22 protein-coding genes are annotated in these 26,647 nt (G+C 64.2%); 9 read left to right on the forward strand and 13 right to left on the reverse strand.

Features of this window, described 5'->3' with window-relative positions; translation table 11 throughout:
- Positions 1–25: 25 nt before the first annotated feature.
- Together F1C10_RS03430 and F1C10_RS03435 are read right to left on the reverse strand one after the other, a co-directional pair.
- Positions 26–2,398 (reverse strand): ATP-binding protein, encoded by a 2,373-nt coding sequence (locus tag F1C10_RS03430; RefSeq protein ID WP_219729783.1) that lies wholly within the window; start codon positions 2,396–2,398, stop codon positions 26–28.
- A gap of 208 nt (positions 2,399–2,606) precedes the next feature.
- Entirely contained in the window at positions 2,607–3,509 is a 903-nt protein-coding gene (locus F1C10_RS03435) for an NAD(P)H-binding protein (RefSeq protein WP_185208813.1), read from the reverse strand.
- Positions 3,510–3,970: 461 nt separating this feature from the next.
- On the opposite strand from F1C10_RS03435, the gene F1C10_RS03440 reads away from it, so the two are divergent.
- Genes F1C10_RS03440 through F1C10_RS03450 form a run of 3 tightly spaced genes read left to right on the forward strand, consistent with a single transcriptional unit; the run spans position 3,971 to position 6,674 of the window.
- Positions 3,971–4,801 (forward strand): alpha/beta fold hydrolase, encoded by an 831-nt coding sequence (locus F1C10_RS03440; protein ID WP_185210049.1) that lies wholly within the window; start codon positions 3,971–3,973, stop codon positions 4,799–4,801.
- A gap of 11 nt (positions 4,802–4,812) precedes the next feature.
- A complete protein-coding gene (locus F1C10_RS03445; protein ID WP_185208815.1) occupies positions 4,813–6,186 on the forward strand; it encodes an NAD(P)/FAD-dependent oxidoreductase in 1,374 nt (457 codons plus the stop codon).
- Between the two features lie 47 nt (positions 6,187–6,233).
- Entirely contained in the window at positions 6,234–6,674 is a 441-nt protein-coding gene (locus tag F1C10_RS03450; protein ID WP_219729784.1) for a DUF2721 domain-containing protein, read from the forward strand.
- A 32-nt stretch (positions 6,675–6,706) separates the two neighbouring features.
- On the opposite strand, the gene F1C10_RS03455 is transcribed toward F1C10_RS03450, so the two are convergent.
- Complete coding sequence (locus F1C10_RS03455; protein ID WP_185208819.1) at positions 6,707–7,072, reverse strand: response regulator; 366 nt, start codon at positions 7,070–7,072, stop codon at positions 6,707–6,709.
- Positions 7,073–7,309: 237 nt separating this feature from the next.
- On the opposite strand from F1C10_RS03455, the gene F1C10_RS03460 reads away from it, so the two are divergent.
- Positions 7,310–7,966 carry a response regulator transcription factor gene (locus F1C10_RS03460; protein WP_185208821.1) on the forward strand — a complete coding sequence of 219 codons (657 nt, stop codon included), beginning with the start codon at positions 7,310–7,312 and terminating at the stop codon, positions 7,964–7,966.
- 53 nt (positions 7,967–8,019) lie between these two features.
- Here the strand turns inward: F1C10_RS03460 and F1C10_RS03465 are convergent, their stop codons facing one another.
- From F1C10_RS03465 to F1C10_RS03475, 3 genes are all read right to left on the reverse strand, one after another.
- On the reverse strand, positions 8,020–10,062 hold the full coding sequence (locus F1C10_RS03465) for an ATP-binding protein (RefSeq protein ID WP_185208823.1): 2,043 nt from the start codon (positions 10,060–10,062) through the stop codon (positions 8,020–8,022).
- Between the two features lie 185 nt (positions 10,063–10,247).
- Positions 10,248–10,679 carry a hypothetical protein gene (locus F1C10_RS03470; RefSeq protein WP_185208824.1) on the reverse strand — a complete coding sequence of 144 codons (432 nt, stop codon included), beginning with the start codon at positions 10,677–10,679 and terminating at the stop codon, positions 10,248–10,250.
- Between the two features lie 136 nt (positions 10,680–10,815).
- On the reverse strand, positions 10,816–11,178 hold the full coding sequence (locus F1C10_RS03475; RefSeq protein ID WP_185208826.1) for a response regulator: 363 nt from the start codon (positions 11,176–11,178) through the stop codon (positions 10,816–10,818).
- A 277-nt stretch (positions 11,179–11,455) separates the two neighbouring features.
- Between F1C10_RS03475 and F1C10_RS03480 the strand changes: the two genes are divergently transcribed.
- Positions 11,456–13,519: an ATP-binding protein gene (locus tag F1C10_RS03480; protein WP_185208828.1), complete on the forward strand. Its 2,064-nt coding sequence runs from the start codon at positions 11,456–11,458 to the stop codon at positions 13,517–13,519.
- 206 nt (positions 13,520–13,725) lie between these two features.
- On the opposite strand, the gene F1C10_RS03485 is transcribed toward F1C10_RS03480, so the two are convergent.
- From F1C10_RS03485 to F1C10_RS03515, 7 genes are all read right to left on the reverse strand, one after another.
- A complete protein-coding gene (locus F1C10_RS03485; protein ID WP_185208830.1) occupies positions 13,726–14,445 on the reverse strand; it encodes a hypothetical protein in 720 nt (239 codons plus the stop codon).
- 180 nt (positions 14,446–14,625) lie between these two features.
- Positions 14,626–15,495, reverse strand: a complete 870-nt coding sequence (locus tag F1C10_RS03490; protein WP_185208831.1) for an alpha/beta fold hydrolase — start codon at positions 15,493–15,495, stop codon at positions 14,626–14,628.
- Between the two features lie 151 nt (positions 15,496–15,646).
- Positions 15,647–17,305, reverse strand: a complete 1,659-nt coding sequence (locus F1C10_RS03495; protein WP_185208833.1) for a cyclic nucleotide-binding domain-containing thioredoxin-disulfide reductase — start codon at positions 17,303–17,305, stop codon at positions 15,647–15,649.
- 19 nt (positions 17,306–17,324) lie between these two features.
- The gene (locus F1C10_RS16640) at positions 17,325–18,044 is read right to left on the reverse strand and encodes a hypothetical protein (protein WP_185208834.1); all 720 of its coding nucleotides are present in this window, start codon (positions 18,042–18,044) and stop codon (positions 17,325–17,327) included.
- A 322-nt stretch (positions 18,045–18,366) separates the two neighbouring features.
- Positions 18,367–19,161: an SDR family oxidoreductase gene (locus F1C10_RS03505; RefSeq protein WP_185208836.1), complete on the reverse strand. Its 795-nt coding sequence runs from the start codon at positions 19,159–19,161 to the stop codon at positions 18,367–18,369.
- 414 nt (positions 19,162–19,575) lie between these two features.
- Positions 19,576–19,725 (reverse strand): hypothetical protein, encoded by a 150-nt coding sequence (locus F1C10_RS03510; protein WP_185208838.1) that lies wholly within the window; start codon positions 19,723–19,725, stop codon positions 19,576–19,578.
- Positions 19,726–19,895: 170 nt separating this feature from the next.
- Positions 19,896–21,359, reverse strand: a complete 1,464-nt coding sequence (locus F1C10_RS03515) for an NAD-dependent succinate-semialdehyde dehydrogenase (protein ID WP_258043039.1) — start codon at positions 21,357–21,359, stop codon at positions 19,896–19,898.
- 144 nt (positions 21,360–21,503) lie between these two features.
- Here F1C10_RS03515 and F1C10_RS03520 point away from each other — a divergent pair, with 144 nt between their 5' ends.
- From F1C10_RS03520 to F1C10_RS03535, 4 genes are read left to right on the forward strand one after another with little or no spacing between them, the layout of a single operon-like run.
- Complete coding sequence (locus F1C10_RS03520; RefSeq protein ID WP_185208857.1) at positions 21,504–21,959, forward strand: (2Fe-2S)-binding protein; 456 nt, start codon at positions 21,504–21,506, stop codon at positions 21,957–21,959.
- Positions 21,952–24,105 carry a molybdopterin cofactor-binding domain-containing protein gene (locus F1C10_RS03525; RefSeq protein ID WP_185208859.1) on the forward strand — a complete coding sequence of 718 codons (2,154 nt, stop codon included), beginning with the start codon at positions 21,952–21,954 and terminating at the stop codon, positions 24,103–24,105. The genes F1C10_RS03520 and F1C10_RS03525 overlap by 8 nt, the downstream gene beginning before the upstream one ends.
- Positions 24,102–25,436, forward strand: coding sequence for a cytochrome c (locus F1C10_RS03530; protein WP_185208861.1), 1,335 nt, complete (start codon positions 24,102–24,104; stop codon positions 25,434–25,436). The genes F1C10_RS03525 and F1C10_RS03530 overlap by 4 nt, the downstream gene beginning before the upstream one ends.
- Entirely contained in the window at positions 25,436–26,320 is an 885-nt protein-coding gene (locus tag F1C10_RS03535; protein WP_258043040.1) for an SDR family NAD(P)-dependent oxidoreductase, read from the forward strand. The genes F1C10_RS03530 and F1C10_RS03535 overlap by 1 nt, the downstream gene beginning before the upstream one ends.
- Positions 26,321–26,647: the final 327 nt, after the last annotated feature.

Raw genomic sequence — 26,647 nt, forward strand, 5'->3', positions numbered from 1 at the left:
GGAGCCAGGGCGACGACGACGGGCTTCAGGCGCCTCGTGCCAGATCGGGGTCCGCGCGAGGCAGTTCGAACGCGAAGCTGGCGCCGCCGCTCGGCAGGTTTCGCACGGTCAGCTGTCCACCCATCGCCTCGACGGTCGCGCGGCAGATGTTCAGACCCATGCCTATGCCGGTCGACTTTGTCGTGAAGAACGGATCGAACAGTCTCGACAGGTGCTCGTCGGGAATACCCGGTCCTGAGTCCGCGACCTGGATTCGGACCGCAGCTGCCTCCGCGGTGATCTCCATCGTTATGCGGCGATGCCCTGGCTGGTCCCGCATCGCGTCGGCAGCATTGTTCACCAGGTTGACGAGAACCTGCTGCACCTCGATCGGGTCTCCCATGATCGAGGGTACGCCTTCAACGCAGGCGATCTGCAGATCCGCTCCCGCTCGCGAGAGATCGTCGCGGAGGAGATCGCGTGTCTCCTTGGCGAGACGGCAGACATCGATGGCCTTCGTAGCCGGCCGACCTGCGACGATGCTGTTTCGCGTCCGCTGCACGATGCCGGCGATGCGCTCAGCCGTCTTGTCGACGCGCTGAAGGATGCGGGATATCGCTTCGAAGTCAGGGTTCTCGCGACCTACAAGGCGCAGTCCCGTCGACGCGTCCATCAGCATGGAGGCGATCGGCTGGTTAAGCTCGTGGGCGATGGAGGCGGAGAAGGCGCCGACCGTGGCGATCCGGTTCGCGCGCGCAAGCTCCGCCTGGGCGGCTCGGCGCATGCCTTCGATCCGCTCCTGCTCCGAGAGGTCGACGTGGCTCGACAGGTGAAGTCCGTCCGGCAGCCGGGTGACGGTGAAGTAGACCGGTATTCGTCGGCCACCCTTGCCAACGAGAACGGTCCGACCATCGATGTGACCTAGTCCGTCGAAGTACATCTCAAGCTGGCGAAGCAGCACCTCAGGACCGTCGTCGGCGTTCTGAGCCGGCGGGTTGGCGACGAGCTCGGCCACGCTCTCGTAGCCCATCATGCGCGCCAACGCGTCGTTGACGCGGGTGGTCCGGACGACCGCCAGCGTGCGGGCCAGCTCGTCCGCGTGCGCCGTCATGTACGCGCGCAGATCGATGACGCCGCGCCCTTTGAGGTCATCAAGGATCCTCTCTGCCGCGCTGAAGTCCATTTCCGCAAAGGTCATGTTGCTGACGTCGAACAGCCCGGAATAGCGGCGCTCCGTGCGCATCAGCTCGGACGTCCTCTCCGTGACGCGCTGTTCGAGCGTCTCGTTGAGCTCGCGAACCTTCTGGTGCGCCGACACCTCCTCGTGGATGTCCGACAGGCCACCGTACCAGCGCAGCTCGTCCGAACCTTCCACGACGGGCACCGGGCGACCGACGTGCGACATCCAGCGGTAGCTGCCGTCGGCGTGGCGCAGCCTGTACATCGTGCGAAGCTCGGTCCCCGCCGCCATTGCCCGCTCCAGCAGCGAAACGAACGTCTCGCGGTCCTCTGGATGAAAGTCGGCCAGGTAGTCGTCGCGTTCGACCCGTTCGCCGAATTGCCGGCCCGTGAGCTCGGGATACCTGCGATTATAGAAGTCGAGAGTGCCTCGGGCATCGGCGCGCCAGAGGATCTGCGGCACGGAGTCGGTTATGTTGACAAGCTCGGCCCTGCTCGCTTCCAGCTCGCACTGTACCTTCTGCAGCTCCTCTTTGGCGACTACCTCGTCGTGCACGTCCGAGAGGCCGCCGAAGCGCTCCACCTTGCCGGTGATAGGAGAGAACGCCGGACTGTCGTAGATCTGCATCCAGCGGTAGGAGCTGTCCCGCTGCCGGACCCGGATCTTCAGATTGGTCATCGTTCGCGTGGCGACCGCGTACGATACAGATTCGTTGAGGGCGGGTATGTCCCCCGGATGGACGACGTCGTTGTAGCGCTGGTCCTTCAGCACGCTCCACCGATCGAGCCCGGTGACCGCCGTCCAACTCTCGTTAAGGTACTCGATCTCGCCTTCCGGGTTCGAGCGCCACAGGACGAAGGGCACCGAGTTGGCGAAGAGTTCGACCTCGGACCTGCTGCGGTCGAGGTCGCGCCTAATCGCCTCGAGCCGTTTGCGACTAACCAGCAGAGCAGCAGTGACGCCGATGGCGATGCAGGCGAATAGAGACCGCAGGGCACTCGCCGGAGAGGCCTGGTCGAGGTGGACGACCGTCCATGCCAGTATCGTGAGCGCTACGCAGGCCTGAGCCGCGCGAAGGACCGTTCTCTCGCCGCCTGCTGACGAGACGAGCACCAGGACCGCCAGGTAGAGGATGGAGATCGCGAAGTCGTACTTCGCGACGATGTCCACCAAGAAGACCAGCGCAGCGAGGAGCGCGGCTGCCATCAGCAGAACGGGTGTTCTTAGTCGCTCGGTCATGTGACGCCGCCCCGTTACGGCGCCGCTAATCGCGCGCCGCTTGAAGGATCATACCGCGTCAGCCTACCTGCGTCGCCATGTGATCTTGCGGGCCGTGCCGGTGGAAAGCAGCTGCGGCTGATCTCAGGAAGTCGATCCCGCCGCGAAGGATCCCGAACCTCCCAGCGGTCTGTTGGAAGCAGCCCGGGCCTCACCGCCACTATGAGGGTCATACCGCCAGCGACCCAGACGATGATACGAAGCCGGATATGTTGTCGTGGAGCCATCGGCTTGTGGAACGGGCTTCCCTGCCGGTGAGCTCGGCGACCGTGGTCGTCGTCTCCGCAAGGACGCCTTCCAGAAAGATGCGATCGAGCCCGAGAAGTAGGTCGGCGACCATCTCGCCCGTGCCGGAGGCGATGAGCACATCACGGTGCTCTTCGGGCGTTCGATGCGCGTAGGGGACGGGGCGATGAACTAGACTGGACAGTTCGTCGGCTATATCGGGCATGCTCACCGCTTTTGGTCCGGTAAGATGATAGGCTCGCTGTGAGGTGAGGAACTGCCCGTCGAGAAGGGCGATGCGTGCGACATCGGCCACGTCCCGGGTGTCGATCAGGTTGACTCGACCAGCGCCGGCCGTGCCGCCCCAAGTGCCCTTCGAGACCGGCTCCTTGGCGCGGGCGAGGACGTCCACGAAGCAGCTTGGCCGCAGGACCGTGTAGCCGATGGCCTGCTCCGCCAGATGCGCCTCGACCCGCATGTGCCAGTCGAACGGATGCAGCCTGGTCGGCGGACCCATCGCAGAGAGCTTCACGATATGCGAGACGCCGGCAGCGACCGCCGCGTCGATCATCGCAATCTCGTTTCCGACCTGCTGGTCGGACGTTCCGTGCGCGAGAAACAGGCGCTCGGTCCCCGTCAGTGCATCCAGAAGGGAGGCGGGCCGGTCGAAGTCGATCTCGACGATATTCGTGCCGACCGGCAGCCGGCTGGAGGAGCCGCGGCGCGAAAGCGCCACGATGTCGACCGCGTCATAGGCCAGGCCACCGACGAGTGCCGCTCCCACTCGGCCCGTAGCGCCGGCCACCGCGATCCGAGGTCGAGCCGTGATTGGGCCGTGACTGGACATGATCTGCCCCCTTGCATCCTTGGAAGTCGATGCAAGTTAGCCGGTCGTCGCGCCCGTTACTCACTGCACGATGGTATGGGGCAGGGCGTGCCATTGTAGAATTGGAGGAAGACGCGTCGACCGTCATCAATCGGGAAGTCCGGCAGATGCCGTAAGCTCCCGAAAGGTGTTCAAATGGTCCTTAGTTCGTGCAGCTCGGCGCAGACGGAACCGGAGGCGCGCCCCTTCGGCGGCACGTCCGCAGCGCCGCGGTCTACATCGGATGTTTCCCGGACGGAGGAATCGGTCCGACTGAACGGCGCGCGACAGGAGCTGGGACGATGACCGGCGCAGTTGGCGGTTGGTCGATCGATCTCTCCCGGCGCGAGACGCTGGCAGGGATGCTTGCCGCCGGCATCCTCTCGGGCGCGTCCCCAAGCCCCCTCTTTGCCCACCAACCCTCGATGCACGGAGACAATAACATGGCTACCATCACGACCAAGGACGGAACGCAGATCTTCTACAAGGACTGGGGATCCAAGGATGCGCAGCCGATCTTGTTCCATCACGGCTGGCCGCTCTCATCCGACGACTGGGACAACCAGATGCTGTTCTTCCTGTCGAAGGGATATCGCGTCATCGCCCATGACCGTCGCGGACACGGACGCTCGACCCAGACCGACATCGGCAACGACATGGACACGTATGTCGCGGACGTGATCGAACTAACCGATCACCTGAACCTCAGGAACGCGGTCCATATCGGCCACTCCACCGGCGGCGGCGAGGCGGCGCGGTACGCTGCCAAGGCCAAGCCGGGCCGGGTCGCCAAGGTGGTGCTGGTCTCTGCCATTCCGCCGGTCATGCTCAAGTCCGAGAAGAACCCGGGCGGACTGCCAATTTCGGTCTTCGACGGCTACCGCGAGGCGCTGGCCGCCAATCGTGCGCAGCTCTATATGGATATCGCCAGCGGACCGTTCTACGGCTTCAATCGCGAGGGCGCGAAGATCTATCCCGGCACGATCCAGAATTGGTGGCGGCAGGGCATGATTGGTAGTGCCAAGGCACATTACGACTGCGTCGCGGTCTTTTCGGAAACCGATTTCACCGAGGACCTGAAGCAGATCGCGGTGCCCACGCTCGTGATGCACGGCGACGACGACCAGGTCGTGCCCATCGCCGACGCGGCGCCCCTGGCGGTAAAGCTCCTCCGGCATGGTCAGCTCAAGGTCTACAAGGGCTACCCGCACGGGATGCTGACAACCCACGCGGACGTGCTGAATCCTGACCTACTCGCCTTCATCAAGAGCTGAGGAGCGGGAGGATGACAGTCGAAAGGTTCGACATCATCGTCTTCGGCGGCGGCAAGGCCGGGAAGACCCTTGCGATGGATCAGGCAAAGGCCGGCCGCCGCGTAGCGATGATCGAGCGTGGCCTCATCGGCGGCTCTTGCATCAACGTCGCGTGCATCCCGAGCAAGACGCTTATCCGCAGCGCGCAGGTTCGCGCTCTGATCGGAAAGGCGAGCGATTTCGGTGCGCACGCGGCGCCCCCGTTGGACATGGCGGCAGTCGCCCGCCGAACGGCTGACGTGGTCGGCGAGATGGTTTCGATGAACCAGCGGGCCTTCGAGAGCTCCGGGCTCGAACTCGTCCAGGGCTGGGGTCGCTTCGTGGGGCAGCGGATCATCGAGGTCGGTACGGCGGACGGGCCGCGCCTCCTGACGGCTCCGGCCATCTACCTCAACACAGGAACGACTGCGGACGTGCCCTCGGTCAAGGGCATGGCCGAAGCGCACCCGATCACGCACGTCGAGGCGCTTACCCTGGGCGATCTCCCCGAGCACCTTCTCGTTCTTGGCGCCGGCTACATCGGCCTGGAACTCGGGCAGGCGTACCGTCGCCTTGGGGCTGCGGTCACCATCGTCGAGCAGGGACCGCAGATCGCCGCTCGCGAGGACGCGGACATCGCATCGGCGATGCGCGCGGCCCTTGAGGAGGACGGAGTCGTCGTTCTGACCGGCTTCGAAGTGGCCGAGATTACCGGTCGCTCAGGAGATTCGGTGTCCATGGTACTCAGCGACGGCACCGTAATTTCAGGCTCTCATCTTCTCGTGGCAGCGGGGCGCCGGCCGATGACGTCAGGCATCGGACTCGAGCTCGCCGGCGTCGAGATCGACGACCGGGGCTTCGTAAAGACCGACGCGCAGCTGCGCACCACCGCCGACGGCATCTGGGCGCTCGGCGAGATCGCCGGCACGCCGATGTTCACCCATGCATCGCTAGACGACTATCGCGTGATCAAGAGCGCCATGTCGGGGGGTGGCTACCTGACGACAGGACGGCTCATTCCATATTGCGTCTTCATCGATCCGGAACTGGCGAGGGTTGGATTGAACGAACGGGAGGCCACTGCGCTTGGCGTAGACTATCGCCTCTTCTCCCTGTCCATGGACGTGGTGCCTCGGGCGCGCACCCTGGGGGAGCGCAAGGGTTTGATGAAGGCGCTGGTCGGAACCGACGACCGGATACTTGGCTTCACGATGCTGGGAGCGCAGGCGGGGGAGGTCATGACCGCCGTTCACCTGGCGATGCTCGGATCCCTTCCTTACACAGCAGTCCGAGATGCGATCATAGCCCATCCTACGCTCGCCGAGGGTCTTGGAATGCTGTTCGCGACGGTTCCAGCAAGCCGGTAGCGGCAATGGGAGACGGTGCGCTGACTGCAGCTGCCGTGGCGCATGTGGTGCAGACGGCGCTCGCGCCCGTATTCATGCTCTTGGGGGTCGGCGTGATCCTCAACGTCTTCGCGACGCGCCTGGCCCGGGTGTCCGACCAGGCCGACGACCTCTCAAAAGAGCCGTGCATTGGCGACGTTGCGGAGCGGCTTCGCAATCTGCGGTTGAGGTCTCGGGTGCTCGACTTCTCCGTGCTTGCAGCAGCGCTTGCGGCCGCACTGACCTGCACCTCGGTCTTCGTTCTGTTTGTGGGCACGCTTCTGGAGCGACCCGCCGCCGCACTGCTCTTCGGTCTGTTTGGCGGCGCGGTCCTTCTGACCATGCTTGCTATAAACGGCTTCGTGATCGAAATGCTCCTGGCTACCAGGAGCGTACGTAGTCGGGTCGACAGCCGTATGTTCTCATCTGACAGCGAAGCCCCACCCAGCGATCCCCTAGACGCTTGCTGAGTTCAGCCTAGCACCCGTATTCCGGACTGACGCTAGTCCAGCAGTTCCTCGATCTCGTCGATGAGGTTGTCGGGCGCGAATGGCTTAAGAAGAAATCTGCGGACCCCTGCGCCGTAGGCAGATCGCTCCAGCGCCGGCGTCGGATAGGCGGTCATGAGGATCACGGGCGGGCCGGCCCGCGAGCTCAGCCTCATGGCGAGCTGGATACCGTCGGTGCCAGGCATCTGCACGTCGCTAACGATGCAGGCGGCATGGGAAAGCACTGGCGAGCCGAGCAGATCGTCCGCGGACTCGAACAAGACCACGTCATGGCCGATGCTGCTGATCAGCGCCTCCAGCGAGACCCGCACGTCCTCGTCGTCGTCGACGACAGCGATCAGAGCGGGTGATCCAGACATAAATTCGCCTTCGTTGCCGCCGCTACGCTCGGCGGCGGTGAACCGGAACCTCGGAGGCCTGATTACTCCCGGGACGAGATCCTGGTTCCTGCCAACGTTAGTCGCGGCCGCATGCGATGCCGATGGGGCCACACCCCATACCCATGTATGTACGTTGTTTGACGATCCGAGGTGGAACGAAGCTGTCCGGAGCGCTAAGCAGAGGGTGGATCCGGCATCAAGCGGAGGCTGGAAGAAATGATCGCCACAAGCAACCTGAACGCGAGAGTGGTCGTCCCCGACGATGGTTCTCCCCTGCCGCTCGTGATCGTCGTAGACGACGATCCGGACGTGCGTGCGAGCCTGACGGACATGTTCCTGTCGGTAGGTATGGCGACCCTGACTTACGGATCCACCGCGGAGCTGATGACGGCGGGACTACCGGATCGGCCGAGCTGCCTCATTCTCGATCTCCGCCTTCCCGGTGCCAGCGGTCTGGAGCTCCAGGCACAGCTGTCCGAGCTGGGCATCCGCGTGCCAATCATATTCCTGACCGGCTATGCCGACGTTCCCACGTCGGTGCGTGCAATGAAGGCGGGAGCCCTGGACTTTTTGCCCAAGCCGTTTCGGGAGCAGGAACTTTTGGATGCGGTGGCAGAGGCGCTTCGGTTCGACGGGGAGCGCCGGCGAGACGACGAGGAGGTCAATGGAGTTCGCGCTCTGGCAAGCCATCTCACGCCACGCGAGCGCGAGGTTCTTCGGGGTGTCGGCAAGGGGCTGCTGAACAAGCAGATCGCCTTCGAGCTCGGCATCACCGAGATCACCGTGAAGATGCACCGGTCGAGCGCCGGCAGGAAGCTCAAGTCAGTCTCCGTTGCGGACATGATCCGCAAGATCGAGCGGCTCGGCCTGTAGTCGCTGCCGACACGGCGTCGACGGTCGGCTCGCAACTGCCTTCGTCAGCTCACCTAGTCGCCGGCCGCATCCGCCGCTTCGACGAGGGGTAGCGAAAGCGTCGACGTGACTCCTCGCCCATCCGATCGGTCCTGCACCTTGATGCTTCCGCCGTGCGCCTCGGCGATGGAACGGCAGATCGTAAGCCCCATCCCCAGACCGTCCGGCTTGCTCGTCCGGAAAGACTGATATGGAGCTGACAAGAATTCGCTCGATAGTCCCGGTCCGTTGTCAGAAACGGACACATGGACCTCGCGTTCGTCAGAACGGAGGCCGAGATCTATCCTGCGGGTCGGTCGAGCAACGTCGTCAAGCGCCTGGATGGCGTTCATCATCAGGTTCGCGAGCACCTGCTGGAGCTGAACGCGATCTCCAAGGACGGCCAGGTTTCCCGGCCCACAATCGAGGACGACCCGCACGCCTTTTTCGTTGAGCTCCTGACGAAGAAGCACCCGCGTCTCCGACAGGATATCCTCAAGGGAGAGACGTACCATCGGAACCTCGCGGTTCGCCGCCACCGCGCGTAGGCGCTGGATGATGTCGCCGACCCGAACCGCATGCTGACCGATCATGGACAGGATGTCTGCGAGCTTGTGCTTAGGCGGCTCGGGCAGGCGGGCCAGCCGCTCGGCGGCTGCGGCGTGGTTCGCGATGGCGGTGACCGGCTGGCTCACCTCGTGAACGATGGAGGCCGTCAGCTGGCCGAGCAGGGAGATACGGGACGCGTGCGCGATCTGCTGACGCATGCGCTCCACTTCGTCGCGGCCGCGGATCTGCTCCGAGATGTCGATCTGCGCGACCAAGACGTCGCTGCGGTCGGGATCCGGGTTGGACACCCGGCAGAAGAGAGTGTCGACCGGACTGCCGTCTAGACGAAACATGCGCATCTCGGACTGGAATACTGGCTCGCGCACGAAGGAGCCCTCGATCGACCGCCGCATGACCTCGCATCCGGGCGCTATGATCCCGGTCATGCTGCGATCGATGAGCTCCTTCGCCGAGGAGGCGCCGAACAGGCGCACGGCCGCCTCGTTCACCGAAGTGAGGCGAAGGTGCCCGATGACGTAGTCGATGAATTCGGGATGGCGGTCGATGTACGGGTGCAGGTCGGTCACGCCTTCCGATCGCAGCCGACGAAAGGTCACCGCAATCTCCGGTGCAGCCAGCTCCGACAGCGCGATCGTGGGCACGTCCAGGAGCATCTGCCTTCGCGCACTGACGTCCCCGAGCTGACGTGCGGCCTGGACGCGATCCGAAATGTCCGTGAAGCCGACGAGGAGCGTACCGCCGCCCACTGTTCCGGGCAGGAACGATACCGTGAAGAGTACGTCGAAAAGCCGCCCATCGAGCGCCCGCATCTTCGTCTCCGCGACGTGACGGGGCCTGTTCGTGATGGCTGAGATCACGCTGTCGGTGAAGTCGGCCGTGCTTTCCTGGGGCCAGTAAAAGTCGAGCGGCGTGGCCAGCAGCTCTCGCTTGGTACCCGGGCCGAACATCTCCAGCGAGCGGTCGTTGGTGTCGATGATGCGGGTGACACGCATCAGCTCGCGCGACATGCCGGGGTTCATCCGCAAATAGGCAGGAAGGTCGCTGATCCCGCTCCTCGCAAGCCCCTGTATGATCCGGCCGACTTCGGAGAAGTCCAGTTCCCAGAAGGAAGCCGCTACAGCACCGAACAGATTGCGATACCGGTACTGACTTGCCGCCAGGGCGCGCTCGGCGGGATGTTCCGCCTCCAGAAGGGACGATACCTCAAGCCATTCCGGCTCTTCCGGTTGCGAGCAGCGCGCCAGCCGGAGCCGTACAGTGCAGACGGAGCCGTCGCGGCGGCGGCGCTCGACCTTTCCCTCCCAGAGACCTGTAGCGCCCGCCTCTTGAGTCGCGGCTTCGGAATAGGTCCCGAGAACATCCGCGAGCTTCCGACCGACGACTTCCCGGGGCTGCCAGCCGTAGAGCGATGTCGAAGCGAGGTTCCAACTCGTGATCATGCCATCCGCCCGGCTCGAGACCATGCTCTCGCTCGACAGGTCAAGCATCTCTGCGGAGATCTGCCGCAAGTCGCTGCCTCGCCCGTCGCGCCCGTCGGCCGGGGCAGTCACACCGGCCCTGAGGGGCGCACGAAACTCAGGCCTGCAACATGCTTCACTGCTTCAACTCCGCCGTCCGGGACGCCCGCTGTAGAGGCCGTCTTCGGCAGGACAAAACAATACCTTGGTAGGGGCCAGGCGATGTCGGTCCGCGATCATGGTCGGATGCGATCAACGAGCCGACATCTGCCAATGCCCTCGACGGGCGCCACCCTGTCGATCAGCGCTTCCAGCTGATCCTCGGACCAGCCTGCGCGAAGGAAGGCAGCCATCTCGACGGGCGGAACGTGCCAGCCCCACTCGCTCGCAGCCGCGGCCATCCGGCGCAGCTCCTCGAGTCTGGCGTTGGCGAGCTGATTGGGCTGATGCCAGCCGAACAGCCTGCCGACCGCCTCCAGAAGGGGGCGGGATGGCGCGACCGAGAGCCCGTCGCGTTGCCCGATGGCGATGACCAACCATTCGAGCGGGCCGAACGTCCGACCCGAGGGAGTGTCATCGTCATCCACGGCAACGCTGCCACCTTCGGCCACTTCGAGCGGTCCCTCGCCCGATCGATCGAGGGCCAGGATCGGGGTGAAGGCGTTCATCGGCCTGCTCCTTGATACGCACCGATATTGGCGGTGCGGTGATCCTGCCCCCTGGGCAGCTCTCACGAAATCCTACGGAGGAAGCGCCCGATCCTACCTGGGTATTGGGCTGTCCAGATGCCTGACGAGCTGGTCGTCAGCCGAGAATCTTCTCCAGCTCGTCGATGAGCACATTTGGATCGAAGGGTTTGGTCAGGAAGCGGTGTACCCCGGCATCATGCGCTCGACGTTCCACGTCCTCACTCGCAAAGGCAGTAATCAGGATCACCGGAGCCGACGTCGCTAGGCGGAGCTTCCGGGCCAGCTGGACGCCGTCGGTCCCCGGCATCTGAACGTCGCTGATGAAGCAGGAGAAAGCGTTTAGGCCGCCGGCGGCAAGCAGCGCATCAGCGGATGTGAACAGCATGGCATCATGCCCGAGGCTGCCGATAAGCATCTCGAGCGAGATCCTCACGTCCTCGTCGTCGTCAACCACGGCCACAAGCGATGGGGCGCTCAAGTCGGCAATCCTTCCACCGCAACTATTCCGACCAGACGCTAGACCCGGGGCTCGGCCTCTACAAGCATACCGAGGTACGTGGTCGAAAGCCGAAGTAGCGGTGTGCTATCGTGGCAATCGGCGGTACGGGAAGGTCGAGGCGCCTTGACGTGCGCTTGGGGAAGAAGTCGACAGCTTGCCAAAGAGTGACAGCCTCGAGGGAGCCGGTCCGGACATGAGGTCGCTCGAGGTGCCAGGGTCTCAGTCCGATCCGTACGATATGCTAAACGAGAGCGTCGTGCGGATCGACGCTCGGGGCGTGATTGTCGGTTGGAACCGAGCTTCCGAGGAGCTGTATGGCCTCGTTCGCAGCTCGGCTATCGGCCAGGGCCTGGCAAATCTTCTCGATGAGGCGGAGAACGACTGGCGAGATCGACTACAAGGTGTCGACAGCTGGGAAGGGGAAGTGATCCGCTCCACGGCGATGGGCCCAATGCTGATGCAGCTGCGCTGGAGAGCGCGTCGCGATCCGTGCGGGGCCATCTCCGAGATTATCGAGACTGGGCGCAGCGCGCCGGAACTCGGTCGGCTGCGGGGGCAGCTGCGATCCGCCACTCACCGTTTCGACAACCTCTTTCAGGCTCTCGCAGTCAGCTTCTTCGAGACCGACTTCCGGATGGTCGGTAGCGAGCTGATGAGGATGCGTGATCTAGGCGTCACCGACCTCCGGGAATACCTTCTCGCCGACTACGGCAGGGTGCGTGCTCTCATGGAGCTGGAGAACGTCGTCGACGTCAATGTGGCCAGTCTCAGGCTCTTCGGCGCGAATGAGCGATCCGAGCTGATGGGTCGTCGCAGCAGCCGCCTCTGGCCCGACGAGAGCATCCCGGACTATGTCGGCGCGCTGGTCGCGGTCATGGACAAGCAGCCCCACTTCGTATGCGAGACCCGGCTGCGTGCGCTCGATGGCTCGCTCATCGACGCGCTCTTCACCGTCGCCTGGTCGCCCGAGAGCGCGAAACGTGGGATCATGGTAGTCGGCGTGGTCGACCTTCGAGCGCAGAAGCAGGCTTTCGCGGAACTGCAGCGCAGCGAGGAGAAGTTCAGGCGGCTGTTCGACGCGATGTCGATCGGCCTCCTCGAATACGACTTCTCCGAAGCCGACAGGCTACTCGCCTGCTATCGCGATGCCGGCGTGTCGGATCTTGCCGCCCATCTTCTTGCCAACCGCGCGCGGATGCAGGAGATGATCGATGCGATGCGGGTCGGAGCCATAAACGACAGGGCCCTGGAGATCTTCGGTCTTGCCAGGGAGACGGTGAGGCCGACGGGAGTTGGCTGGCTGTGGCCGCCTGAGACATGGGAGATAGTCGCCCGCGCGGTGAACGGGCGCTTCCACAAGCGGACCATTCCCCCGGAGGACAACCGCATCCGCCGGCCTGATGGTAGCGAAGTCGACATCAACATCACCCTTTGGGCGGCACCTGAGCGTCGCCCCAGCCAGCCGGTGCTGTGCGGTGTCATCGACATCAGCGCGCGGATCGCTGCACAGCAGCGGCTGGAGCTGATCCGGACCGAATTTGCCCACGCATCGCGGATTGCCACACTCGGTGAGCTAGCCGCTTCGGTCGCGCATGAAATCAGCCAGCCGCTCTCTGCGATTATCGCTAACTCGGGAACGGCGATCCGCACGCTCCACCGGGATGCTCCAAGACTGCCCCTGCTGCGGTCACTGGCCGAACACACGCTCGGCGCTGCGAAACGGGCCGCCGAGATCGTGGCTCGCATACGCTCCGTCGTCGCACCGGCAACGCAGGAGCGGCAGCCGCTTTCTCTCGAGACGATGGTCTCTGAGGCGCTGCCGTTCGTACGGCACGAACTGAAGCACGGACTGGTCGAACTGACCCTTCGCTTCGAACCGGGGTTGCCGCTTGTGTCCGGCGATCGTGTGCAGCTTCAGCAGATCGTGGTTAATCTCGTGCTCAATGCCGTCCAGGCCATGCACGAAGTTCCGGAGGACAAGAGGCGGCTGGAGATTTTCACAGGATGCGTCGACGACATGGTGACGCTCACGGTCGATGATAGCGGTCCAGGCTTTGTCCGGGGGACGGAAGAAAGACTCTTCGACTCCTTCTACACGACCAAGCCGCTTGGGATGGGAATCGGTCTGGCGGTCTGTCGCTCGATCGCCGAGTCTCACGGCGGGACGATCGCGGCGATTACCCGCCGATGCGGAGCACGGTTCGTGCTCTCACTGCCGCATCTCGCAGCGGCCGAAGACGAACCGATCTCAGCCGGAGTTCCAAGTACGCCGACGATCAAAGAGGCGATGACAGGCGTGACGTCGCCGATCGTGAGCTGAAGGTAGGCGAGGGCTCCTCGTCAGGCACTCGGCTAGTGGAACCTGGCGATCGGTCGGGCCGGCTCTAGCACATGGTGGCGACAGCTTCGGTGCAGCCGTAGAGCGTAGGAGCGTTGCATTAGTCGGTACACCGCAGCCGGACCGATCCGCTGGCGCGAGATCGCTGAACAGGCCACGGGAACCCCGTCGGCTCCCGTGCCCGCCGCTCAGGAGAAGGCGTAGTTCGTAAGGTCGATGGAAACGATGAGCGGCTCGCTCGCAGGGAGGTTGTTGGGCTGACGAGGGTAGATCCTCATTCTGCCATATAGTGTCAGTCCCTGCACATCGACGGGTCGCGACAGATAGCGCGCCGCCGGATTGCTGCCCTGAATGTCCACCTCGTAGTCGTGTCGACGCAGATGCCCTTTCCCGTCGAAGTAGTAGGTCTGGATCTTGCTGTGAGTTGCAATCTCCTCGGGGAACTCCGCGACTAGCCGGCGCCAGGTCTCTCCATCCTCGGTCCAAGGCTCAATCTCTCTTGTCGTTATGCCGGGCCGGGCCAGGAGAAAAGGGGAGGTAAGATAGGTCCACATCGTATAGCCGGCGAAGTAGCCGACCTGCGGAGCGCTCCACGGCGTTTCCATCTCGTAACCATGGAACGAAGCGCGAGGATCGAGGAGCTCCTCCACGACTTCACCCCCCGGCGTCTCGATGGCCACACGGCCAGGCGTGAAATTGGAACGGTTCTGCGTCGGGGCGAACGGCCAGTGGGAGACATGCTCCTTTCTGAGATCAATGCTGACGTGGGCGTGCTCCAGCACGGTAGGTTGGCCTTTCAATGCCCAGAGAACGCCTCCTTGGACGAGATCCGCCCGCAGATGTTGGAAGCGTTCGAAGCGTTCGAGGCCGCCGTGCGCCCTGATCGCGAAATCGAGAAGGTCGGTCATCACAGTTCTCCAGTTCTAAATCGGGCGGCGATGCCGGCGCCGCTCCGGCAGCGTCCGATCACGTATGTGCTTGGCGGCAGTCAGTGGCGGGCGGACCTCGTGGTGCGTGCGGGTCGGTGATGCGTGACGTGGCCGTCGTTGCAGTCCGCGCTCCTACCCACCGCGCCCGCTTCGGCCCGTTCACACGCTCAGAAATGCGTTCACGTCCCGGCCGAACTCAAGATTGTGCTGGAAGAGGAATCCGTGGCCGGCGTCGGGGTAGATCTTGACGAGTGCGTTCGGGATCAGACCGCCTAGCAAATGCGACAGGCTCGGCGGGATCATGGCGTCGGCGTCACCGTTCGCGACGAAGGTGGGCTGGACGATGCCGCGCAGTCGCTGAAGCGCACCGTGATCAGGGATGCCCCACTCACATACTGCGTCGTAGTGAGCGTCGCGCGTCTGGAGCGTGCTCACCACGTCCCGATCATCGGCCCTGGCGAGGAAGCGCCCGAGATACGCCTGACCCGCGGCCTGGCTGGTCTCGGTCGCCTTGAAGAAGCTGTAGAGCAGCTCCGCCGCTCCCGGTTCGTCCTGGCGCACCGCATCGGCAATGTCTTTGCGCCAGCCGTGCATGCCGGGACCGCCGCGTGGTGCGGTCGCGGCCAGCACTAGGCGGTGGACCAGATCCGGCCTAATCAGCGCCACATCCTGAGCGACGAAGCCGCCAAGGGAAAAGCCGAGGAGGTCGATCGAGCGCAGGTCCAGCGCCTCGAAGAACGAGATGATGTCGCGAGCCATTTCCGCGATGGTGCTAGGCGTGGTTCCGGCCGTCGAACTTACGCCACGGTTATTGACAAGCACCAGTTCGCGTTCCGCGGCCAGAGCATCCAGAAGTTCGGGATCCCAGGTATCGAGGTCGCCGCGGAAGCGGGGAAGAAGCACAAGTGGCACGCCCGTCGGGTTTCCGAACCGGCGATATGCGTAGCGGACGCCGTTCGCCGCTTCGACGTATCTCGTCGGAGCAGTCAGGCTCGAGTTCGAGGCATCGAGTCTCGCATGCTGGGTCATCGCACGATTCCTTGCGACTAGAGGTTGATCCCTGCGTCGGCCCCTTGCAGCCAAGCGAACCGACGCCGTCCGGGGGTTTTCGTCGAATCCGCGTAACGGTGAAATTGGACGAAGGGATCGAGGGCCGATGCCATGGTATGGGTCGCCGAACTCAGACCGGTTCGAGGTCCGCGAGATGCTGGTGAACTGCCGAGATCACGACCGATCCCTCGCCTACACCGGAGGCGACGCGCTTCACGGACTCGGAACGCACGTCGCCAACGGCAAAGACGCCGGGTAGCATCGTGGAGAAAGGAGACGTGAGCGGAGACCCGTCCGCCGCGTGACCCGTCCTCACGAAGCCTTTGACGTCGAGCGGCACACAGCCGTCGAGCCAGGCCGTATTCGGATCGGCGCCAATCATCACGAAGAGACCGGCCGCCGGACAGAGTTCGCTGACTGCTGTCAGCCGATTGGTCCAGGTTACCTCCTTGAGAAAGGGTTCTCCCTTGACCGCTGTCACCTCGGTAAAGGGATGCAGCGAAATGTTACGGGAGTCGTCGATGCGCTGCACGAGGTAGTCGGACATCGTGGAGGCGAGTCCCTCGGAGCGGACCAGAACGTGGACGTGACTGCAGGTCCGCGAGAGGAACACGGCGGCCTGACCCGCCGAGTTGCCGCCGCCGACGACGACGACCTCCTGGTCGCGGCAGAGCTGGGCCTCCATCGGCGTGGCCGCATAGTAGACGCCTCGCCCCTCGAGCCGTTCGTAGTCGGGCAGCGACAGCCGCCGATAGCGCGCGCCGGTGGCGATCACGACCGATCTTGCTCTGACCGTCTCACCACCGTCGAGCGTCAGGACGAACGGCCGTTCGGAGCAGTCAAGTTTTGCGACCCCGCGCGAGACCGCCAGCTGTGCGCCGAACTTCTGAGCCTGCACCTGAGCGCGGCCAGCCAGCGCCTGACCGGATATGCCGGTTGGAAAGCCAAGGTAGTTTTCGATGCGGCTGCTCGTCCCGGCCTGCCCACCAGGCGCCTCGCTCTCGATCACGATCGTATCTAACCCCTCGGACGCCGCATAGACGGCAGCGGCCAGCCCGGCCGGCCCGGCGCCCACCACGGCGACGTCATGGAGGCGGTCAGGACCTCCAGTCCCATCCACGCCCAACGCAGCGGCGAGCGACTGCGTGCTAGGGTTCCTGAGCGTGGCGCCTCCAGGCAGCAGGACCACGGGAAGCTCGGTATCCGCCAGGGAGAAGCCCGCGAGCGCTTCCAGCGCGGTCGCATCCGTGTCGAGATCGAGCATGCGATGCGGGTGCGCGTTGCGGGTGAGGAAGGCCCGGAAGCGGTGGACATCGGCCGACCGGGCGGAGCCGACGAGCGTCACACCGCCCTGACCCTGCGCGATCAGTTCCACGCGGCGCAGGATGAAGGCTCGCATCACCATCTCGCCAATGTCGGCCTCGGTCGAGATCATGCGGCGAAATTCCGGTCTCCGAATGCGGAGCACTCGCGTTCCTGCTGCTGTACGTCCGGTAACCAGGAGGTTGCGGTCATTGAAGAGGTGGAGTTCGCCGGTGAACTGTCCGGCGTCATAGGCGCGGAACACGGTCGTCCGATCGGTCTCCTCCTGCTCAAGGAGCTCGACGGCACCCTCCATGACGACGAAGAAGTCGACTTCGCGCTCCCCCCGCCGGAACAGGATCGTTCCGGCGGCTGGGGTCTCGACATCGCCATAGGGCAGCAGTCTGCCGATCGTCTCCCAGTCCAGACGCGGAAAAATCTGCGCCTCTCGGGCATGCGGGGCGGGCGTACGGGAAGATGCTGCCACGGGACGGTTCCTCGTCGCGTTACTTGAGAACAATGTTATCGAGATCGATCGAGACGACGAGCAGATCTGTGACCGGCTGACCGTCGGGCTGCCGAGGATAGATGCGCCGCCTGGTAGGAACTTTGATCCCCTGCACCTCGACGTAGTCGGAGACATAGTGGGCGCCCGGCGTGTTGCCTGCGATCTCGACATCGTAGTCGTGACGCTTCAGCAGACCCTGTGCGTCGACGTAGAGCGTCTGCTCTGCGCTGTGCGTCGCGATCTCAGCGGGGAAGCGGATACGAAGTCGACGCCAGGTCTCGCCCTGCTCGTCCCAAGGAGCCACCTCCGAGCTTTCGACGCCCGGGTTGGCCAGGAGAAAGGGCATATTGAGATAGGTCCACATCGCGCACCCTGCGAAATACGCAAGCTGGAGCTCGTTCCACGGGGTCTCTAGCGTATGGCCGTGGAAGGAGGCCCGGGGCGATGGCAGGGCGTCGAGCAACTCTCCTTCACGGCTCTGCAGTTCGACCCGATCGGGGCTGAACGAGGATTTCCTGTCCGCATCGTCAAAAGGCGCGTGCGACGCATGCTCGCGCCTGAGGTCGACCGTCACGTTCGTGTCGTCCAGGACGCCTGCCTGTCCTTTCATCGCCCACAGAGCCCCGCCTTGGAGCAGGTGGGCCGTAAGAGTTTCGAAGCCGCGCCAGCGGTCGAGTCCGCCATGGGCGTCGATGATTTCTTTCGCGAGGTCGTTCACAGAATGTCTCCAGCAAGGTGCATGTCGCAACTTGCCGGCTGGCCAATCCGGGGGGAACGACTACGATGGTAGGTAGAGCCCATCCTATCGGGGCGGTACGCTTGCGGCGTGTTTTCAAGGATCAGGTAACCGATCCCGAGCGAAGCCGGCACGGAGCGCGTCGAGGGTGACGTCTGCTAGACAGACGAAAGCGACGCAGATCTCGCAACCGGGCCATTGGTCGGGTGGGATGACTGGTGCGTAGCGATCATGCCGCCGTTATATGATCGAGACGGGAGACGATGGTGCGCCGCTGATGACGTGTCGTCTCCCGCAGCGATGGTCAGTTCGCCACTGCGAGGTAGCGGGGTGCAGGCTCGGCATGAGCGAGCTCGCCGGAGATACGCAGCCGCATGTCCTCGAACGCGGTCCAGAGGTCACCGTTCTGAAGCGGTGGGATAGTGACGATCTCACCTTGGTCGAGACCGGTGAGGGCGGCGTCTACCATCGCCCCGCCCCGCATGACTTTCGGGCTGTCGGCATAGGCGCCGAAGCCCGCGATCTCCCAGAAGTCGGTCGCAGTCCCGCCAGGAAGAACTGCCTGGACCCGCAGACCCTTGGGAGCGAGCTCATGATGGAGCGACTGGGTGAACGCGAGCACGAATGCCTTCGTGCCTCCGTAGACGCCGTTGAGGATCTCGGGCCCGATCGCCGCGATGGAGGAGATGTTGATGATCGTTCCTTCGCCGCGTGCAACGAAGCCAGGCGCGACGGCGTAGGACAGGCGCATGAGCGCCGTTACGTTTAGGTCGATCATGAGCTCCATTCGATCGACATCGCTGCCGAGCAGCGGGGTGACTCCTCCAAATCCCGCATTGTTAACAAGCATCGTGATCGCCGCGTTTTCCCGCAGCACCCGCTCGACGGTGAACAGGTCGTCGTGATCGGAAAGGTCGGCAGTGAGGACCTCGACCGAGCGGCCGGTCTCTTCCGAGACCCTCAAGGCAACCTCGTTCAGCTTCTCAGTATTACGCGCCACCAGTATCAGATCGTGCCCGCGGCGGGCGAGCCTATCGGCGTAGATCGCCCCGATACCGCTCGATGCACCTGTGACCAGCGCCACTTCCTTAACTGTCATGATTTGCCTTTCTCGCTGCCTGAAAGCTGCTGTCTCGTACGTCGCAAAGTTCGACCGCGGTCGAAGTAAGATCCGCACGCCTCACTCAAAGATTGGGCAGAGCCTGGCGGGCACCTGAGCATCGCATGTCCCGGCAACTAGCCGGAATCTGGCATCTAAAGACACGCCGGCCAGCGTCCGCAACGATCGTCTCCGTTCCTCATTTACGCCAGAACTTCCCAGGCGAATTGCGTCGGCTGTGGCCCCAATCAGACGCAAGCATGGAAGCACTGTTGTATGGCGAACAGCCGTGCAACGGTGTGGTACTCACCACCCTTGGTATGTGAACAGGATCCTGAGCGGTTCGGCTCGGGTGACATGATCCGGTGTTACGACAAACGAAGAGCCACCAGTCGCTCGATCCTACGATGCACGTTAGGAATTGGGTCGCACGGCATTCCAGGCAGGCAAGCTCAACGGGAGCGGATCGCTGGCTGGGAAGGACTCCGCGAGCGCCTCGTCGAGCTGGTCCTCACGATGGCGGACCGCATCGTCGTCATCTTCGTCATCAACCGGATCTAACATGGTTCAAGCCTTTGCTGTGCGGTCCAGCCGCATGTCAGGGCGCCCGAAGTTGGCCAGTCCTTGGGAGGGTAGGAATTGGCCTTGTACTTTGAGCTGCGAATCGGATCAGAGAAACTGTGCAAGCGCAGGGCGAAATTGGCGCCGCATCAGACGACTTCGGTCTAGCCGGTTCAGCCTGCGGTTTCTGCGCCCGGCGGAGGCGAGCCGGCCGGCGAGACGGCCAGCAGCTTCCAGTTAACGAACTCGCCAAAGCCGAGCTGACTCAGCTCGCGCCCGTAGCCGGAGTTCTTCACGCCACCGAACGGCATCTGCGGCGTCGACCAGGTCGGGCTGTTGACGAACGCCATGCCGCTTTCGATGGCGAGCGCGACGCGCTTGCCGCGCTCCAGATCGGCGGTGAACACCGACCCGCCCAGGCCGAAGGGCACGTCGTTGGCCAGCGCGATCGCCGCGGCTTCGTCGGGAACCACGTAAAAGGACAGGACCGGGCCGAACAGTTCTTGGCGGTAGACGGGATTGTCCGGCGTGATGTCCGTGAGGATGGTCGCTTGAAGGTAGCTGCCCGGCCGATCGATCCGCTCGCCGCCCAGCGCCACCGTCGCGCCGCCTGTGTGCGCCGCCTCGACCTGCTTCAGGAGCCCTTGCAACGCTCCTTCCGACGAGACCGGGCCGAGCGTGGTGGATGCGTCCAACGGATCGCCCGGAGTCAGTGAGGCCATGGCCGCGGTCATCGCCTCCAGGAACTGGCGGCCGCGCTCCTCGCCCACGACGATCATCCTCTTGGTGGCGACGCAGCTCTGGCCTGTGTTGTTCATGCGGCCGACCATCGCGTTCAGCACGGTGGTATCGAAGGGCGCGTCCTCCAGCACGATCATCGGATCTGAGCCACCGAGCTCCAGCACGGACTTCTTGAGACTGCGCGCAGCGCGTTCGGCGACGGTGGCACCGGCCTTCTCGCTGCCCGTCAGAGTGACGCCGCGGATGCGCGGGTCGTCGATGATGGTGCCCACCTGATCGGTGGTCGCGAAGATGTCGGCGTAGGCACCGGCAGGAACGCCGGCCCGGCGCAACACGTCCTCGAATGCCAGCGCGCTCTGAGGCACGTTGCTGGCGTGCTTGGCGACGATGACGTTGCCGACCATAAGCTGCGGCCCGGCCACGCGGGCGAGCTGGAAGAATGGGAAGTTCCACGGTTCCACCGCGAGCAACGCGCCTAGCGGCTGCGCATGTAGGGTCGCGGCCAGCGCGCCCGGCGGGGCCTTCGGCGCCAGGAAGTTGGCGGCTGTGTCGGCATAGTAGTCGAGGATGGCGGCCGATAGCTGCAGCTCGCCGATCGCCTGCGCGATCAGCTTGCCCATATCACGGGTCATGATTTCCGCGATCGACTGCTGTTCGTCGCGGATGATCTTCGCCGCCCGCTTCAGGATCGCCGCGCGCTCCGCGATCGGGCGGTGCGGCCAGTCTTCGCGAAAGCAGCAGACGGTTTCGTCCAGGATGGCACCGAGCGCCGCGTCCGAAAGCGTTTCGAACGTCTTCTCCACCTTGCCGGTAGCCGGGTTGGTCGTCGCGTAGGCCATCTGATGCCCCGTCTGGTCGCCGCTTGGCGCGTCGGTCGTGCAAAGGATGAGCTTCATGAAGCGCCCCGGCCATTGGAATGGCGTATGGGGTGACCTCGACCTTAGCGTGGGTCGGTCGCTGCGCGGCGATGACCCCATACGCAGGTACGTCTGTGCCGCCCTCCCGCTTGGCCGCTAGCGTCGTCCCGAGTGGAGGTAGCGATGACGACGATTGAGGTGAACGGCCAGGCGCGCGAGGTGACGGTCGACCTGGACACGCCGCTGCTGTGGGTCCTGCGGGACGAGCTCGGCATGACGGGCACCAAGTTCGGCTGCGGCATCGCCCAGTGCGGTGCATGCACCGTCCATGTCGAGGGTGTTCCGACGCGGTCCTGCCGATTGCCGGTGGGGCAGGTCGGCGCACGGGCAGTCACGACCATCGAGGGGATCGGCGCCACGTCGTTGGGGGCTCGGGTGCAGAAGGCTTGGCTAGACCTGGAGGTGATCCAATGTGGCTACTGCCAGTCTGGACAGATCATGACGGCCGCTGCCCTTCTGGCCTCCAATCCCTCACCTGACGACGAGGCGATAGACGCGGCGATGGCGGGCAACATCTGCCGATGCGGCACCTACGTTCGCATTCGCGAGGGCATCAAGCAGGCGGCCCGTCATGGCTGAAGCTGCGCTCACTCGTCGCCAGCTGCTGGGCACGGGCGCGCTTGGGATCGGCGGACTTCTGCTAGGCGTGAATCTCAGATCTGCAGAGGTGCAGGCTGCGCCTCTGGCAGGCGGTTTGTTCGCGCCTGACGCCTTCATACGCATCGCCTCTGACAGTCGTGCTACGATCATCATCCCGCAGACCGAGATGGGGCAGGGTATCTACACCTCGCTCACCATGCTGATCGCGGAGGAGCTCGACCTGCCGCTGGCCGGCGTAACCATCGAAGCTGCTCCGGCCAACGACGCGCTCTATGGCAACCCCATACTGAAGGTGCAGTCGACCGGCGGTTCTACGTCGATGCGGGCCTACTGGCCATTGATGCGCAAGGCCGGGTCCAGCGCGCGGTCGATGCTCCGCTCAGCAGCCGCCCGACGCTGGAAGGTTGATCCGGAAAGCTGCCGCACTGAGGCGGGAGAGGTCATTCACGACGCAAGTGGTAAGCGGGTGGCCTATGGCGCCATTGCGGTCGCAGCCATGCGGGAGCGCCCTCCGATCGATCCGCCGTTGAAGAAGCCATCGGAGTTTCGCCTGATCGGGCGATCGCAGCACCGCCTCGACACTCCCGGCAAGACGGACGGCTCGGTGCAGTATGGGATAGATGCGATGCCGGACGGCGTTCGCTTCGCGACTCTGGCCTGCTCCCCGGTGCTCGGTGGCAAGGTCGCGCATGTCGACGACAGTCAGGCGAAGGGTCTTGCAGGCGTGCGCCAGATTATCGTCATGGACGATATGGTCGCCGTGGTCGGCGAGACCAGCTGGGCCGCGATGCGGGGTCTGGCCGCGTTGGACGTCACGTGGGACGACGGGCCCAACGCATCGCTTTCCACGGAGGATCTGCGCGAGGATCTCGTCAGAGCGGGTCGGCAGGACGGGCATGTGGCTCATGACACCGGCGCGCGTGCGAAGCTGCCTGGCGATGGCCTGATCGAGGCGCACTACGAGCTTCCGCTGCTTGCGCATGCTCCGATGGAGCCGATGAACTGCACGGTGCATCTGACGCCGGGCAGATGCGAGGTTTGGGTCGGAACGCAGGTAATGACCATGGCCCAGCGTGCCGCCGCTGAAGAGGCGGGGCTGACTCCAGAGCAGGTGGTCGTCCACAATTACCTGATCGGAGGCGGCTTCGGGCGTCGGCTGGAGGTGGACGGCGTACGCAAGGCCGTCCGGATCGCCCGGCACGTCGACGGCCCCGTAAAGGTGACCTGGTCGCGTGAGGAGGACATTGGGAAGGCACCTTATCGCTCGCTTTATGGCGGCTGGCTGAAGGCGCGTCTTCAGAACGGCATGCCCGTCGCCTGGTCTCACCGCGTTGCGGGCCCGGCGGTGATCGGTCGCTGGCTGCCGCCTGCTTTTGACGGGAAGGTGGACATCGACGCGGTCGATGCGGCATCGGAAACGCCGTACGACCTGCCTGCAATGTTCGTTGATTGGGTTCGTCACGAGCCCCGCGGCATCTACACCGGCTTCTGGCGTGGGGTCGGTCCTAACATGAACGTGTTCGCCGTAGAGAGCTTTGTGGACCGGCTGGCGCACGAAGCGGGACAGGATCCGCTGCAGTTCCGTCGCGCGCTGATCGGCAAGCACGCACGTGCCCGCACAGTGCTCGACTTAGCGGCGACCAAGGCCGGCTGGGGAACGCCGCTGCCAGCTGAGAGCGGACGGGGCATCAGCCTGCAGTGGGCGTTCGGAACATATCTTTGCACGATCGCAGAGGTGTCGGTGGCGGACGACGGGGCGGTGACGGTCAGACGTCTGACGAGCGCGGTCGATTGCGGCACGCCTGTCAATCCTGACGGCATCATCTCGCAAATTCAGGGTGGTCACGTGTTCGGGCTGTCCGCCGCTCTGCATGGCCAGATCACCTTGGTGAACGGACGCACCCAGCAGAGCAACTTCCACGACTATAGGGTGCTCCGCATCGACGAGGTGCCGCTCATCGACGTCCACTTGGTGCGCAGCTCCGAGGAACCAGGGGGCATTGGCGAACCGGGCACCGTGTCCGTTCAAGGCGCGGTGAACAATGCCATCTACGCGGCAACTGGTGTCCAGCTGAGCCGGATGCCGGTCGATCGAAGCCTGCTACGCAAGGAGGTGCGCGCATGATCGCCCGTCGTCCCGCCCTGCTGCTGCTGGCAGCAGCCGTCCTGATCTTCCTGGCAGTGGTCGCGTGGCGGCTGCTGGTCTTGCCATCCGCGCTGTCTTTCGCGGGGGGCACTGAGGTCGATCTGTCAGCCTATGTCGGCGCTTCCCCGACCGGCGTGCCGGCCGAGCTGGCGGGCGCCGACGAGCTGACCAAGGGCAAGTATTTGACGGAGGCGTCGGACTGCGCAGCCTGTCACACCGCGAAGGAAGGCAAGCCATATGCGGGCGGTCGACCCTTCAAGCTCCCGTTTGGCACCATCTACACGCCCAACATTACGCCCGACCGTGAGACCGGCATCGGCGCCTGGACCAATGCGGAATTCCTGCGTGCCGTCCACAAGGGCATTGGCCGACGAGGAGAGCGGCTCTATCCGGCTCTCCCTTACGCATCCTACACGTTGCTCACCGACGCGGACGTGCTGGCCATCCGGCGCTATCTGGCGAGTCTTCCGGCGGTGCGGCAGGCCAACTTGCCGAACACCTTTTCCTTTCCATTCAGTCAGCGCTGGCTGATGGGTCTCTGGAGCGCCTTCTTCAGCCCGAACAAGCGTTTCCGACCAGTGGCCGAACGGGACGCGCAGTGGAACCGCGGCGCCTACCTGGTGGAAGCAGCCGGCCACTGTGGTGAATGCCACACGCCGAGGACGGTCGCGCAGGCAATGGACACGCGACGCAAGTTCGCCGGTGGACAGGCAGAGGGCTGGAACGCCTACAATATAACGGCCGATCGCCTCAGTGGCATTGGAGCCTGGGCGGCGCAGGATCTGTCCACCTATCTTACGACGGGATACGCTCCGGGCCACGGTGTCGCATCGGGGCCGATGGCAGAGGTGGTGGAGTTGAGCACCAGCCGAATGACCCCGTCCGACATCGCAGCGATGGTGGCCTATCTCAAAACCGTGCCGCCGGTCAGCACGAAGGAGGCACCGGCAATGGCTGGTCCCGCGCCGACAATCGCCAGCGCCGGATCGGCAGGTGGCGATCCGGCGGGCAGGCGCCTGTTCGAAGGCGCCTGTGCCAGCTGCCATGCCTGGACGGGGCGCGGCGCGATAACGCCAGACCAGCAGCTTACCGGCAACCGCGCGGTGAACGACCGAACGGCGGCTAACGTGGCGATGATCATCCTGGACGGGAGCGGCTCTCCGCAGCACGCGCGCGCTTACATGCCGAGCTTCCGCTCCTCGTACAGCGATGCCGAAATCGCTGCGGTGTCGAATTTCGTGACCGCCAGATTTGGAAGCCGGCCGTCGAGAATCGGTGCGGCAGACGTGAAGAAGATGAGGGATCAATGATGAGCGATGCGCATACGGGCGAGATGCGGAAACTTGGTCGGAAGCTCTCGTGGCTGATTACCGGCTGTTCTCGTGGACTGGGCATGGCCATGGCGGAGCGGGTGCTCGCTGAAGGCGATCTGCTGCTGGCCACGGCTCGTGATACCTCAACGCTCGAGCCACTCGCCCGACGTTTTCCGCAAACGCTGAAGAGATACACGCTTGACGTGACCGACGCCCAAGCAGCTGACGATGCGGTCTCGTTGGCTGTTGAAGCGTTCGGCGGCTTGGACGTCCTCGTCAACAATGCCGGCTACGGGCACATCGCACCGTTCGAGCAGGTTGAGGCGGATGACTTCAGAGCGCAGATCGAAGCGAACCTGTTCGGCGTCGTGAATCTTACGCGTGCCGTTTTGCCGATCATGCGGTCCCGACGCGCCGGACACATAATCAACATCTCGTCGATCGGCGGGCGGATCGGTGCTCCCGGTCTGACCGCCTATCAGTCGGCGAAGTGGGCGGTGAGCGGTTTCACCGAGTCCCTGTCGCAAGAAACTGGCGCGTTCGGTGTAAAGGTGATCTCCATCGAGCCTGGCGGGATGCGGACGGATTGGGGAGCCACCGCCCGGGGCAAAACCTTCGATATCCTTGCGGATTATGAGTCGACGGTCGGTGCGTTCCTAGCGAGAATGGACGATTTCGTCGGACAGGAGGTGGGCGATCCCGCCAAGATCGCTGGCGTCATATTCGACCTGTCCAGGCGTCAGGACCTCCCGCAGCACCTGATCCTCGGCAGCGACGCCTTGGCGGTCTTCGAGCGTGGCGACGCGGCGCGCAGAAAGGCCGCGGAGGAATGGTTGCCGGTAAGCCGATCCGTGGACGTGGACAACGCTGCCATCTCCTGAGTCGAGGGCTCCGACTTCTAAGCTGTCGCTTGTCGGACCGAACGGCTGAAGAGCGAATGCTACCGGTGGTGAATTAGGAGCGCATGTACAAGCCGATGTCATTCACCGAGCTTGGCACTCTCGCAGGGTCTCGTAATCTGTCGCAACTTCGCGGACGTCTTCGACGGACGGTTAACGGCGCCCAGTGCACCAGGCTGCGGCGCCGTGCTCCGCGTCAACCTGCGTGGCGGAGAGTGCGCTAGGGGGGCGCCAATGGCGAGCTCACAAGGCTGTATTCTGACCCTTACTCGACGGGTGTATGCCCCAGCCAATACCGACTGACGTATG

Origin of the sequence: Sphingomonas sp. NBWT7 (genome assembly GCF_014217605.1) — a bacterium.
Classification (GTDB): Bacteria; Pseudomonadota; Alphaproteobacteria; order Sphingomonadales; family Sphingomonadaceae; genus Sphingomonas.